The 13284-nt window shown below is 74.4% G+C and carries 11 protein-coding genes and 1 pseudogene; 5 read left to right on the top strand and 7 right to left on the bottom strand.

Annotated elements, in window-relative coordinates:
- Positions 1-94: 94 nt before the first annotated feature.
- Positions 95-559, top strand: coding sequence for an SRPBCC family protein (locus ABZY13_RS06700; protein WP_356627783.1), 465 nt, complete (start codon positions 95-97; stop codon positions 557-559).
- A gap of 181 nt (positions 560-740) precedes the next feature.
- On the opposite strand, the gene ABZY13_RS06695 is transcribed toward ABZY13_RS06700, so the two are convergent.
- The 4 genes from ABZY13_RS06695 to ABZY13_RS06680 form a co-directional block, all read right to left on the bottom strand.
- Complete coding sequence (locus tag ABZY13_RS06695) at positions 741-1913, bottom strand: XdhC/CoxI family protein (protein ID WP_356627782.1); 1173 nt, start codon at positions 1911-1913, stop codon at positions 741-743.
- Positions 1914-2070: 157 nt separating this feature from the next.
- On the bottom strand, positions 2071-4458 hold the full coding sequence (gene pucD / locus ABZY13_RS06690) for a xanthine dehydrogenase subunit D (protein WP_356627781.1): 2388 nt from the start codon (positions 4456-4458) through the stop codon (positions 2071-2073).
- A complete protein-coding gene (locus ABZY13_RS06685) occupies positions 4455-5141 on the bottom strand; it encodes a 2Fe-2S iron-sulfur cluster-binding protein (protein WP_356627780.1) in 687 nt (228 codons plus the stop codon). Before ABZY13_RS06685 ends, pucD begins: the two co-directional genes overlap by 4 nt.
- Positions 5141-6028 carry an FAD binding domain-containing protein gene (locus tag ABZY13_RS06680; RefSeq protein ID WP_356627779.1) on the bottom strand — a complete coding sequence of 296 codons (888 nt, stop codon included), beginning with the start codon at positions 6026-6028 and terminating at the stop codon, positions 5141-5143. Before ABZY13_RS06680 ends, ABZY13_RS06685 begins: the two co-directional genes overlap by 1 nt.
- A 394-nt stretch (positions 6029-6422) precedes the next feature.
- Here ABZY13_RS06680 and ABZY13_RS06675 point away from each other — a divergent pair, with 394 nt between their 5' ends.
- Both ABZY13_RS06675 and ABZY13_RS06670 read left to right on the top strand, forming a co-directional pair.
- Complete coding sequence (locus ABZY13_RS06675; RefSeq protein WP_356627778.1) at positions 6423-8096, top strand: PucR family transcriptional regulator ligand-binding domain-containing protein; 1674 nt, start codon at positions 6423-6425, stop codon at positions 8094-8096.
- A 153-nt stretch (positions 8097-8249) separates the two neighbouring features.
- On the top strand, positions 8250-9023 hold the full coding sequence (locus tag ABZY13_RS06670; protein WP_356627777.1) for a hypothetical protein: 774 nt from the start codon (positions 8250-8252) through the stop codon (positions 9021-9023).
- A 163-nt stretch (positions 9024-9186) separates the two neighbouring features.
- Here ABZY13_RS06670 and ABZY13_RS06665 read toward each other — a convergent pair whose 3' ends face one another.
- Entirely contained in the window at positions 9187-9933 is a 747-nt protein-coding gene (locus tag ABZY13_RS06665) for a GntR family transcriptional regulator (RefSeq protein ID WP_356627956.1), read from the bottom strand.
- A gap of 226 nt (positions 9934-10159) precedes the next feature.
- Between ABZY13_RS06665 and ABZY13_RS06660 the strand changes: the two genes are divergently transcribed.
- Positions 10160-11023, top strand: a complete 864-nt coding sequence (locus ABZY13_RS06660; protein ID WP_356627776.1) for a (2Fe-2S)-binding protein — start codon at positions 10160-10162, stop codon at positions 11021-11023.
- A gap of 293 nt (positions 11024-11316) precedes the next feature.
- Positions 11317-12363, top strand: coding sequence for a DUF2637 domain-containing protein (locus tag ABZY13_RS06655; protein ID WP_356627775.1), 1047 nt, complete (start codon positions 11317-11319; stop codon positions 12361-12363).
- A gap of 117 nt (positions 12364-12480) precedes the next feature.
- Here the strand turns inward: ABZY13_RS06655 and ABZY13_RS06650 are convergent, their stop codons facing one another.
- Entirely contained in the window at positions 12481-12939 is a 459-nt protein-coding gene (locus tag ABZY13_RS06650) for an ATP-binding protein (RefSeq protein ID WP_356627774.1), read from the bottom strand.
- Positions 12940-13187: 248 nt separating this feature from the next.
- A pseudogene (locus tag ABZY13_RS06645) lies at positions 13188-13284 on the bottom strand (acetylglutamate kinase); the annotation flags it as partial.

The following is a 13284-nucleotide window of genomic DNA, read 5'->3' as shown; positions in this document are numbered from 1 at the left end:
GCGGCGGACCGGGCGCGCTCTCGGTCTTCGCGGGTGCCAGGGTGGGGCCGTCTCAAACGCGGCGACGTGGCCGGGCTCCGTCTAGGCTCGCCCCGTGGCCCTCTTCCGCGTGCGCCGTACGACGTCCCTCGCCCCGTCCGAGGCCTGGCGCCGGCTGACGGACTGGCCCCGGCACGGCGACGCGGTCCCGCTGACCCGTGTCACGGTGACGACGCCGCCGCCCGCTGGGCCCGGCACGGAACTGGTCGCCCGCACGGGGATCGGCCCGCTGGCGTTCGACGACCGCATGGAGGTCACGGTGTGGCGGCCGCCGCGGGAGGGCGGCGGGGGCCGGTGCCGGCTGGAGAAGCGCGGGCGGCTGGTCCGCGGCTGGGCGGAGATCGAGGTCGCCCCGGACCCGGGCGGCGCCGGGCGGACGCTGATCGGCTGGCACGAGGAACTCCGCCTGCCGCTGCCGCTCCCCCGCCCCGTGGACGGCCTGCTGGCCCGCGTGGCCCGGCGCGCGTTCGCCCGCGCCGTGGACCGCCTGCTGGGCGACGGCACAGCCGGAGTTCCCTGACGGGCGCACCTCGAGATCGGCCCGGCCGCGCCGTACGCGCCGGGCGCGTGCAGGCACGGCGTCGGACGGCGGCGGCATGGGCGGCCGGTGCGGCCCGTGCGGCCCGTGCGCCTCACCGACCCGGCGGCACGGGTGCACGCCGTCCGCGCGCCCAACGCCGGCGACTGCGGCCCCGGCCTGCTCAGGCCGCGCCCGGCGGACGACCGCCGACGGAGACCGGCCGCCGGGCGGCGCCGGGCGGGGCGCCGTGGTGGATGGGCGTGTGGGCGCCCGCCAAGGGGATGCCGGTGCCGCCGTGGCGGGCGGCGACGATTTCCGCGGCGATGGACAGGGCCGTCTCCTCCGGGGTGCGGGCGCCCAGGTCGAGGCCGATGGGCGAGCGCAGGCGGGAGAGTTCTGCCTCGGTCACGCCGGCCTCGCGCAGGCGGGCCTCGCGGTCCAGATGGGTGCGGCGGGAGCCCATCGCGCCGACGTACGCCACCGGCAGCCGCAGGGCGCGCTTCAGCAGCGGCACGTCGAACTTGGCGTCGTGGGTCAGCACGCACAGGACCGTGCGGCGGTCGGTCGCGGTGCGCTCCAGGTACCGGTGCGGCCACTCGACCACCACCTCGTCGGCGTCCGGGAAGCGGGCCGCGGTCGCGAAGACGGGGCGGGCGTCGCACACCGTCACCCGGTAGCCGAGGAACGTGCCGATCCGCACCAGGGCGGAGGCGAAGTCGACCGCGCCGAAGACGATCATGCGGGGCGGCGGGGCCGAGGTCTCGACCAGCAAGGTGAGCGGTGCTCCGCAACGTGAGCCCTGCTCTCCGACCTCCAGCGTGCCGGTGCGGCCGGCCTCCAGGAAGGCGCCCGCCTCGGCCGCGACGGTGCGGTCGAGATCCGGATGCGCGCCGAAGCCGCCGGCGTGGGAGCCGTCGGGGCGGACCAGCAGCGCGCGGCCCAGGAGGGGCGCCGGGCCGGAGACGATCCGCGCCACGGACGCCGGTTCGCGCCGGGCCGCGGCGGCCACCGCGGCTGCCGTCACCTGCCGCGCAGGGTCGCCCGCGCGGACCGGCGTCACCAGCACGTCGATGACGCCACCGCAGGTCAGGCCCACGGAGAAGGCGTCCTCGTCGCTGTAGCCGAAGCGCTCCAGGACCGGTTCGCCGTCCCGCAACGCCTGCCGGCACAGTTCGTAGACCGCGCCCTCCACGCAGCCGCCGGAGACCGAGCCCACGGCCGTGCCGTCGGCGTCGACCGCGAGGGCGGCGCCGGGCTGCCGGGGGGCACTGCCGCCGACGGACACCACGGTGGCCACGGCGAAGTCCCGTCCCTGTGTCACCCATCGGTGCAGCTCGTCGGCGATGTCCAACATGTCTCGGTCTCCTTGCCTGCCGGCCGTGCGGTTGCCGGCCGTGCGACCGTCTGCCGTGCGGTTGCCGGCCCTACGACCACCGTCTGCCGTACGGCCGTCTGCCGTACGACTGCCCGCGGTGCGACCCGCGGGCACAGCCGCCCGGCGGCTGCTACGCCTACGCCGTCCCCGTCAGGTGTTCCGGCCGTACCGGTGTCCGGTCGAGGGGCAGGCCCGTCGCCGCGCGGATCGCCGCCAGGACCGCCGGGGTCGAGGACAGCGTCGGGGCCTCGCCCACGCCGCGCAGGCCGTACGGGGCGTGGCCGTCGGCCAGTTCGAGAATGTCGACGGGGATGGTCGGGGTGTCGAGGATCGTGGGGATCAGGTAGTCGGTGAAGGACGGGTTGCGCACCTTCGCCGTCCTCGGGTCCACCACGATCTCCTCCATCACGGCGATGCCCAGCCCCTGCGTCGTGCCGCCCTGGATCTGGCCCACGACGGACAGCGGGTTGAGGGCCTTGCCCACGTCCTGGGCGCAGGCCAGCTCGACGACCTTGACCAGGCCCAGTTCGGTGTCGACCTCGACCACCGCCCGGTGCGCGGCGAAGGAGTACTGGACGTGGCCGTTGCCCTGGCCGGTGCGCAGGTCGAAGGGTTCGGTCGGCCGGTGCCGCCACTCCCGCTCGACCTCCACGGCCTCGTCCTCCAGCACGTCGGCCAGGTCGGCCAGCACCTCGCCACCGTCGGTGACGACCTTCCCGCCCTCCAGCAGCAGTTCGGCGGTGGCCCAGGCGGGGTGGTGGGAGCCGAACCTGCGGCGGCCGATCTCCAGCACCCGCTCCCGCACGAGTTCGCAGGCGTGCTTCACCGCGCCGCCGGTGACGTACGTCTGCCGGGAGGCCGAGGTCGAACCGGCGCTGCCCACCGCGGTGTCGGCCGGGTGGATGGTCACCTGCGCGACGCCCAGCTCGGTGCGGGCGATCTGCGCGTGGACGGTGACGCCGCCCTGGCCGACCTCGGCCATCGCGGTGTGCACGGTGGCGACGGCCTCGCCGCCGACGACCTCCATGCGCACCCGCGCCGTCGAGTAGTCGTCGAACCCCTCGGAGAAGCCGACGTTCTTGATGCCGACCGCGTAGCCGACGCCCCGGACGACGCCCTCGCCGTGCGTGGTGTTGGACAGGCCGCCGGGCAGCTGCCGTACGTCGGCGCCCTCGCTGCTCTCCCACTGGCGCTCGGGCGGCATGGGCATCGCCTTGACGCGGCGCAGGAGTTCGGCGACCGGGGCCGGGGAGTCGACGCGCTGGCCGGTCGGCATGAGGGTGCCCTGTTCCATGGCGTTGCGCTGCCGGAACTCGACCGGGTCCAGGCCCAGTCGCCCGGCGAGCCTGTCCATCTGCGCCTCGTAGGCGAAGCACGCCTGGACCGCGCCGAAGCCGCGCATGGCCCCGCAGGGCGGGTTGTTGGTGTAGAGGGCGAGGGCCTCGATGTCCACGTGGTCCACGGCGTAGGGGCCGACGGCGAGGGAGGCGGCGTTGCCGACGACGGCCGGGGAGGAGGAGGCGTAGGCGCCGCCGTCGAGCACGATGCGGCACTTGACGTGGGTGAGCCTGCCGTCGCTGGTCGCTCCGTGTTCGTAGTGGAGCCTCGCGGGGTGGCGGTGGACGTGCCCGAAGAACGACTCGAAGCGGTTGTAGACGATCTTGACGGGTTTGCCGGTGCGCAGCGCGAGCAGACAGGCGTGGATCTGCATCGACAGGTCCTCGCGTCCGCCGAACGCACCGCCGACGCCGGACAGCGTCATCCGGACCTTGTCCTCGGGCAGTCCGAGGACGGGGGCCATCTGGCGCAGGTCGGCGTGGAGCCACTGGGTGGCGATGTAGAGGTGGACGCCGCCGTCCTCCTCGGGCACGGCGAGCCCCGACTCGGGGCCGAGGAACGCCTGGTCCTGCATGCCGAAGGTGTACTCGCCCTCGACGATCACGTCGGCACGCGCGCGTGCCGCCTCGACGTCGCCGCGCACGATGGGCTGGCGGTGGACGATGTTGGGGTGCGGGACGTGGTGGGCGTGGTGGTCGTCGCGGTGCTCGTGGAGGAGGACGGCGTCCGGCGCGGTCGCGGAGGCCTCGTCGGTGACGACGGGCAGGTCCCGGTAGTCCACCTTGATCTTCGCGGCGGCGCGGCGGGCGGTCTCGGGGTGGTCGGCGGCGACGATGGCGACGGGTTCGCCGTGGTGGCGCACCCTGCCGTGGGCGAGGACGGGCGTGTCCCGGATCTCCAGGCCGTAGTGGCGCACGTCGGTCGGCAGGTCGTCGTAGGTCATGACGGCGTACACGCCCGGGGTGGCGAGGGCCTCGCCGGTGTCGATGGAGACGATCTCGGCGTGGGCGACGGGTGAGCGCAGGATCTGGCCCCAGAGCATGTCCTCGTGCCACATGTCGGAGGAGTACGCGAACTCGCCGGTGACCTTGAGGGTGCCGTCGGGGCGGAGCGTGGACTCGCCGACGCCGCCCCTGGTCCGCGCGCCCTGGGTGATCCTGGCGGGGGCGCCGTTGGGGGACGTCATGGCCGTACCGCCTCCTGCTGCCGGGCGGCCGCCAGACGGACCGCGTCCATGATCTTCTCGTAGCCGGTGCAGCGGCACAGGTTGCCCGAGAGGGCCTCGCGGATGTCCGCGTCGGTGGGCTCGGGGTTGCGTTCGAGCATCTCGTCGGCGGCGACGAGCAGGCCGGGCGTGCAGAAGCCGCACTGGACGGCGCCGGCGTCGATGAACGCCTGCTGGATGGGGGCGAGTCCGGCGCCCTCGCCGGTATGCGAGTCGCTGCCGCCCTCGGCCCGCCACCGCTTGGCGTCGTCGAGTGAGGTGCCGGGGGCGGTCGTCGAGGCGCCGGAGGCGGGCGTTGCCGTGCCGGGGAGGTCCGTGGGCGTGCCGGACGCGGGCGCCGCCGCGTCGCAGGCCGCCCTCGACGGACCCGACGCCGCCGTTGCGCGCGAGCGCTGCCTCGCGTACTCGGCGAGGCCCTCTACGGTGACGACGTCCCGGCCCTCCGCCTGGCCGGCGGCGACGAGGCAGGAGCACACCGGCACGCCGTCCAGGCGGACCGTGCAGGAGCCGCACTCGCCCTGTTCGCAGGCGTTCTTGGAGCCGGGCAGGCCGAGCCGCTCCCGCAGGACGTACAGCAGGGACTCGCCCTCCCAGACGTCGTCGGCCTCCTGCGGGCGGCCGTTGACCGTGAAACTGACGCGCATCACGCGACTCCCTCCGTGGTGGCGGCGCCGCGGTACGCCTCCCAGGTCCAGGTGAGCGTGCGGCGGGCCATGACGCCGACCGCGTGGCGTCGGTAGCTCGCGGTGCCCCGTACGTCGTCGATCGGGTTGCAGGCGGCGGCGCACAGGTCGGCGAACCGCTTGGCGACCGACGGGGTGACGATCTTGCCGTTGTCCCAGAAACCGCCCTCCTCCAGGGCCGCGGTGAGGAACTCCTCGGCCGCCTTCGCCCTGATCGGGGTGGGGGCTGCGGAGCCGATGCCGGTGCGGACCGTGCGGGTCGACGGGTGCAGGGCCAGGCCGAAGGCGCACACGGCGATGACCATGGCGTTGCGGGTGCCGACCTTGGAGAACTGCTGCGGCCCGTCGGCCTTCCTGATGTGCACGGCGCGGATCAGCTCGTCCGGCGCGAGGGCGTTGCGCTTGACGCCGGTGTAGAACGCGTCGATCGGGATCATGCGGGTGCCGCGCACCGAGACGGCCTCGACCTCCGCGCCGGCGGCGAGCAGCGCGGGGTGGGCGTCGCCTGCCGGGGAGGCGGTGCCGAGGTTGCCGCCGACGCCGCCGCGGTTGCGGATCTGCGGGGAGGCGACGGTGTGGGAGGCCAGGGCGAGGCCCGGCAGCTCGGCGCTCAGGTGCTCGATGATCCGGCTGTACGGCACGCAGGCGCCCAGCCGCACGGTGTCCTCTCCGGTCTCCCAGGCGTAGAGGTCGTCGATGCGGGTGAGGTCGATGAGGTGGCCGGGCCTGCGGTGGTCGAAGTTGATCTCGACCATCACGTCGGTGCCGCCCGCGATCGGCACGGCGGCGGGGTGCTCGGCCTTCGCGGCGAGCGCCTCCTCCCAGCTGGAGGGGCGAAGGAAGTCCATGACCGGCTCTCTTCTTCGATCTTCTTCGATTGCTGCGATCTGCTGCGATCTGCTGCGTCTCGGAAGTGCTGTGGAAGTGCTGCGGAAGTGCTGCGGACGGAGCCGGTCCGGTGCGGCGGGCGAGGCTCGTTTCCTGTCCTGTTCACAGGGAGCGCAGTCAGTACACAGCGCCGTACTCCGGTGGGGTCAGTCACCGAAACCATGAAGGAGTTGGCTGGCCACAGGGGTCATCTTGTAGATTCGTATGAATGGAGGACATCGGAAACCTCCCGGTTCTCCGGTGGAAACGTGCAGCTCCAGCGGCGCGTCCGAGCCCTGCAAGATCCATCGTAGTTTCAGACGCGAGTTCGAGACATTCGAGACTCCCGAGACGAGAGAACGGCGGCGACGACACATGCGGCTGCGCGCACTGCTGGACACCGACGCGCTGGGCCTGAAGCTGCTCGGCGGCGAGGACGAGCTGGACCGCGCGGTGCGGGGCGTGATGACCACCGACCTGCGGGACCCGAGCCGCTATCTGTCCGGCGGCGAGCTGGTGCTGACGGGGCTCGCGTGGCGGCGGGACGCCGCGGACTCCGAGAGTTTCGTGCGCATCCTGGTGCAGGCCGGGGTGGCGGCGCTGGCCGCGGGCGAGGCGGAGCTGGGGGACGTGCCGGAGGACCTGGTGGTGGCCTGCGCCCGGCACCGGCTGCCGCTGTTCGCGGTGCACGAGTCGGTGGCCTTCGCGACGATCACCGAGCACGTCGTGCGGCAGGTGTCCGGCGAGCGGGCCGGCGATCTGGCGGCCGTGGTGGACCGGCACCGCCGGATGATGACCGCGGGGCCGGCGGGCGGCGGCCCCGACGTGGTGCTGGACCTGCTCCGCTCCGACCTCGACCTGCGGGCCTGGATCCTCTCCCCCGCCGGGCGTCTCGTCGCCGGTCCCAAGGTCTCCGGGCCGGCCCTGCCTCCCGAGGTGTGCGCGCGGCTCGCGGCGGAGCACCTGGCCGCCGCCCGCGCCGGCCGCCGGGCCCCGCACCGGGTGACGCTCGGCACGACGACGTACTCCCTGTTCCCGGTCCGCGGCGGTGGCCGCGCCCCGGGGCCCGCGCGGGACGTGCGCGAGACGGTGCTGTCGGAGTGGCTGCTGGCCGTGGAGGCCGACGCCGGGGACTGGGCCGAGGAGCGGCTGGACCTGCTGTACGGCGTCACGCAGCTGATCGCGGTCGAGCGCGACCGCCGGGACGCGGCCCGTACGGTGCGCCGCCGGCTCGCGCAGGAGGTCCTGGACCTGGTCCAGACGGGCGCCGCGCCGGCCGAGATCGCGGCACGGCTGCGGGTGGCCGCGCCGGTGCTGCTGCCGGGCCTCGGGGCCGCCCCGCACTGGCAGGTGGTCGTGGCCCGGGTGGAGTGGGACGGCGCAGGCGTGGAGGCCGGTCCGGTGGCCCAGTCGCTGCTGGAGGAGATCCTCGTCGACCCGTCGGCCGGCGGGTCCGAGCCGTCCGACCGCATCGCCGTCGCGCACACCGGCGAGGAGGCGATCGCGCTCGCCGCGCTGCCCGCGGTGTCGGCGGAGCACGACGGCTCCGAGGCGGGCGTCCTCGCCGACGCGCTGCTGGAGTCCGTACGCGTTCCCCTGACCGCCGGTCTCGACGGCGACGGGCGGGTCACCCTGGGCGTGAGCGCGGCGGTGCACTCGGCGGAAGGGCTGCGCGGGGCGCTGGAGGAGGCGCGGCACGCCCGCCGGGTGGCGGCGGCGCGGCCCGGCCGGGTGTGCGCGGCGGGGCACCAGGAACTGGCCTCGCACGTCCTGCTGCTGCCGTTCGTGCCGGACGACGTGCGCCGGGCCTTCACCGCGCGGCTGCTGGACCCGCTGCGGGACTACGACCGGCGTCATCGCGCCGAACTCATCCCGACGCTGGAGGCGTTCCTGGAGTCGGACGGCTCCTGGACGCGCTGCGCCGGGCGGCTGCATCTGCACGTCAACACGCTGCGCTACCGGGTGGGTCGCATCGAGCAGTTGACGGGCCGGGACCTGTCGCGCCTGGAGGACAAGCTCGACTTCTTCCTGGCGCTGCGGATGAGCTGAGGCCCCGTCCGCCTGCCCGGGGGCGGCTCGAACCGGCCGCCTGTTCCCACGACTTTGTGAATTCCTTCACCCGCCCCCTTGGCCGGACGGCCGTAGGGGTGCTGAAATGCGGCCACCACTCAACAGCTCGATGGCGCGCTCGGGGAGGGCAACGTGGCGCATTCCGCCATGTCCGGTACCGGAACGACCTCTGATGACGATCCCCTCCAGACAGCGGTGTGGCGGCTTCGCTCGCGGGCCTGCTGGGTGGACGCGGCGGCCCTGCTGCCGCCGGCCACGGCCGCGGCGGCACTCCAGCGGGCGGCACTGCTGGTCGAACGGTGCCTGTTCACCGAACAGGGGTGGGAGGAGGCGGAGGACGCGCTGCGCACGGCCGAGGCGCAGGCCCACACCGACGAGGAACGCGGGGCCGCGGCCTGCGAACGCGGCCAGCTCGCCTACGCCGCCACCCTGCACTCCGTGCGCGACCGGGCCGACGAGGCGCGCGCCGCGCTGGGGCGGGCGGCGGCGCTGATCCCTCCGGGAACGCCGGGGCGGGCCCTGCTGGACTTCCGGCGCGGGCTGCTCGCCGAGAACCTGACCCGCTCACCGCAGGCGGCGCGCGCCGCCTACCGCCGGGCGCACGCGGCGGCCACGGCGCACGGCGACGCCCTGCTGCTCTCCTTCACCTGGCGTCATCTGGCCGGGCTGGCCCTGCGCGACGGCGACCTGGCCGAGGCACGGCACGGTTTCGCCGAGTCCCTGCGCATCCGCGAGGAGCTGGGCTTCCTCGTCGGCACGGCCCCGGCACTGGCCTCCCTGGCCGACACGGAACCCGAACCGGAGGCGTCCCGCCTGCGGGAGGAGGCCCGCCGCCTGTTCCGTCTCCTGGGGGGCGTGCCGACATGGCTGGCACCGCAGTTGGCGCCACCGGCGGCGGCGTCGTAGGCGTCGCATCGACGGGTCGACGGGTCGACGGGTCGACTAGCGTCGGGTCGTCGGGTCGTCGCAGGAGCCGTGACCGGCCGGTCGTCCTCTCCGGCCGTCCCGCTGTCCCGCCCGTCCCGCTGTCCCACCGGTCGTCGCGACGGCCGTCGATCGCCACGACCGGTCAGTCATCCTCGCCGACATGTCCGAAGTGCTCGCGCACCAGCAGCCGGACCCTCTCCCCGTCGTGGGCGATCAGGGCATCCAGCAGGGCCGTGTGCTGGGCGGCGTCGGCGATCAGGTCGGTGCGGGCCTGGGGGCCGGCGGGGCCCAGGAGGGGCCATTGTGTGCGCCGGTGCAGGTCTTCGGCGACCCGGATCAGCTGGGTGTTGCCGGCGAGGGCGAGGATCGCCCGGTGGAAGGCACGGTCCGCCTCCGCATACGTCGCCGTACAGCCGGCGGACGCCGCGCGGACCGTCGCCTCGGCCAGGGGACGCAGCCGGGCCCAGCCTTCCGGCGGCACCGTGCGGGCCAGGCGCAGGATGACCGGGGCCTCGATCAGCGCCCGCACCTGGGTCAGCTCGGCCAGCTCCCGCGGGTCCCGTTCGACCACCCGGAAGCCCCGGTTGGGCACGACCTCGACCGCGCCCTCCGCCGCGAGCTGCTGCATCGCCTCGCGCACGGGCGTCGCCGACACCCCGAACCGTTCCCCGAGCACCGGGGCCGAGTAGACCTCTCCGGGCCGCAGTTCGCCGGACATCAGCGCGGTGCGCAGGGCGTCGAGGATCTGCCCGCGCACCGACGACCGCTGCACGACAGGCCGCCCTGCCGGGGCCCCCTCGTCCCGCCGCGATCGCGCACCACGCTCCGGTCCGGGCGCCCGGCCGCGGTCCACGTCCGCCGCCGTCGGCTGCGCCGGCACCCGCGCCACCGAAGGCCGCCCGGACCCCGCCCCGGAGGCGCCCCGCGCGCCGTGCCCGCCCTGTTCCACGGGTCCTCCTCCGGACGTGTCGGACTTGCGGTCGTTTCCGGGCGGATGTCACCCGCCCGCCCCACTCAGGGGGCACCTTATGGGCAGAACCGGGCAGTTCAAACTCCCGATCACTTGGGTAAGGTAAGGCTTACCTTTAATCGACGCCCGGAATCGGTGGTCCCGCATGCAGCCCGCGCCCGCGCCCCGCACGGCCGTCACGCAGGCGTACGCCCGCCTCGCCGAGGTCCTTCCCGGCCTCGCCGTGACCGAACTCTCCCCCGCCGCCCCCCTCCCCCGGGAGGACGGCTGGATCACCGCCGCCGCGCTCGCGGAGGGCGGCGGCGGCCTGGACGCCTTCCTCGCCTGGGACGAGGAGCAGGTCGTCCGGGACTACGGACAGCGGGCCCGTCCGGACGTCATAGCCAGCTTCGGCCTGCACCGCTACGCCTGGCCCGCCTGTCTGCTGATCACCGTGCCGTGGCTCCTGCTGCGCCGCGTCCCCCGCTATCCCGTGACGCACGTGTCGTACAGCCGCACGGTCCCCGGCCTGTCCATGGGCGGCATCGCCGTGCGTCCCGGCTCCTTCGCCTGCCTTCCCGGCGACCCGGCCGCCGCCCTGCCCGGCGCCACCGTCGTCGCCGACGAGACCGCCCTGCGCGCCGAGGTGCGCGCGGCCGTCGCCGAGCACCTGGAACCCGTCCTCGCCGGCTTCGGGCCCCGGATGCGGCGGCGCGGACGCGCGCTGTGGGGCATGGCCACCGACGAGGTCGTCGAGGGCCTCGACCACGTCGGGCTGCTCCTCGGCGAGCAGGAGCGGGCGCGCCGCGAGCTGGAGCTGCTGCTGCCGGGCGCGACCGAGCCGTACGTCGGCTCCGCCGCCTTCCGCGCGCCGGCCGGTCCGGCGGCTGACGGGGCGCAGCCCACCCGCGACCGGGTGAGCTGCTGCATGTTCTACACCGTGCGCCCCGAGGACATCTGCGCCAACTGTCCGCGGCTGTGCGACGCGCGCCGTACGCCCGCCAAGCCGACCGCGCTCGCGGCCCCTTGACGGGCCGCGCCCGCTTCTGGCGTAAGATCACCTTGCGATGAGACCGCCCGCACGGTTACAGGTGATTCACCAATTCCTCACGCGTCACGGGAACTTTCCGTGGCACCGCCGGGACGGGTAGTCTTATTCGAACTCAACTCCCGCCCCTCAAGCGGCAGTTCGAGCAGAACGCCGTCCTGGGCATCCCCTTGCACCTCCTTGGCGGCCTCTTGCCCCGAAACCCCCTGAGGGCCGGCGGGTCTGGGCCACCATGGCGGGCGTTACGCCCTATCCCAATGCAAGGGACCACCTAGATGAGACTGACCGACATATCGCTGAACTGGCTGCTCCCGGGCGCCGTACTGCTCCTGGGCATGCTGGCGGCGGTGGCGGTGCTCGCGCGCGGCAAGCGTGCCGCGGGAAAGGACGCGGGCGCCGAAGACTCGTGGGAGCGCAGCGAGGAGCGCCGCCGGCGCAAGGAGGCCATCTACGGCACCGTCTCCTACGTCCTTCTCTTCTGCTGTGCCGCGGTCGCGGCGGCGCTCTCCTTCCACGGCCTGGTCGGCTTCGGCGAGCAGAACCTCGGCCTGAGCGGCGGCTGGCAGTACCTGGTCCCGTTCGGCCTGGACGGGGCGGCCATGTTCTGCTCCGTGCTGGCGGTGCGTGAGGCCAGCCACGGCGACGCCGCGCTCGGCTCCCGCATCCTGGTGTGGACGTTCGCGTTCGCCGCGGCCTGGTTCAACTGGGTGCACGCGCCGCGCGGCGCCGGCCACGCGGGCGCCCCGCACTTCTTCGCGGGCATGTCCCTGTCCGCCGCGGTGCTGTTCGACCGCGCGCTGAAGCAGACCCGTCGCGCCGCCCTGCGCGAACAGGGCCTGGTGCCGCGCCCGCTGCCGCAGATCCGCATCGTCCGCTGGCTGCGGGCCCCGCGCGAGACCTACGGCGCCTGGTCGCTCATGCTCCTGGAGGGCGTGCGCACCCTGGACGAGGCGGTCGAGGAGGTCCGCGAGGACAAGCGCCAGAAGATGGAGGCCCGGCAGCGCAGGCGCGACCAGCAGCGCCTGGAGCGGGCCCAACTCAAGGCGATCAGCCGCGGCCACGGCCGCGGTTTCCCCGGCCGCGGCGGCGGTCGCCGGGCCGGGCTGCCGGCCGTGGAGCAGGAGACCGAGCGGGTCGCCGCGGAGCCCGCCATACCGGCGCCGGAACTGCCGGCGCGCGCCCGTCCCTCGCTGCAGCCGGTGCGCAGCAGCGGCTCGGACCCGATCACGGTGGACCTCACCGCCGAGGACGACACGATGGCGCTGCCGCGTCTGGACTCCCTGGAGCGCAAGCTCAAGGACCTGGAGCAGCAGTTCGGCTGAGCGGCGCCGAGTGACGACGGCCCTGGTGCGGGGGCGCGGCCGGTACGGGCCGCGCCCCCGACGCGTGTCGTCGGGCCGCGTACGGTCGGGTCGTGAACGATCCCGGGTCCGGACCGGTCAGGCGGCGTCCAGCTCGAACCACACCGATTTGCCCACCTCGTGGGGCAGCACGCCCCAGGCGTCCGCCAGGGACTGCACCAGTAACAGCCCCCTGCCGTTCGTGCTGTACGTCCCGGGCCCGGTGTGCGTGCCGTCGTCGGCGTTCGGCACCCGCACGGCGGGCCGGCGGCCCACGAAGTCCCGTACTTCCACCCGCAGTCGGCGGGGTTCGACCGTGACCGTCAGCACCGCTTCGCCGTCGGTGTGGACGAGCGCGTTGGTGACGAGTTCGCTGGTGAGCAGTTCCGCGGTGCGGGACGACTCGGGTTCGCCCCAGTCCCGCAGCAGTTCGCGCAGGGCCCGGCGTGCCTGCGGCACCGCCCGCAGATCGGCCCTTCCGAGTCTGTGCCTGAGCTGCCTGTGTGCCGAAGTGGTCCCGATGGTCGCGGAACCGCCTCCCGACGCCTGCCTCTTCATGTCCCCCGCCCGCGTGCCGATGGTCGGTTTCCCTCCTGCTCGAACACGTTCAGGGGGATGAATGCCCCATCGGCACGGGGCCAGTCATGTGGAATCATCAACAACCGGTTGTTCGGCCACGGCCGGGGACGTCACCGGGCCACCTCGACAGGCGTCCGGAACCGCCGCGCCGCCCGTGCCTTGCGGCCGGTCGGGCGGTGAAGGGCGGTCACACACCGTCGCCGGCCGTGGACGCCGGAATTCCGTCGGCGCGGGCCGCCGCCGTGGACGACGACGGGCTTGAGGCCGGCGTGCCGCAGGAAGACGACGTCCTGGGCGAAGGCGGCCTTCAGCTCGTCGTCGATC

Source organism: Streptomyces sp. NPDC006610 (genome assembly GCF_040611575.1).
Taxonomy (GTDB): Bacteria; Actinomycetota; Actinomycetes; order Streptomycetales; family Streptomycetaceae; genus Streptomyces.
Note: the sequence above shows the minus strand (reverse complement) of the source record. Positions and strands in the feature narration are given on the sequence as shown.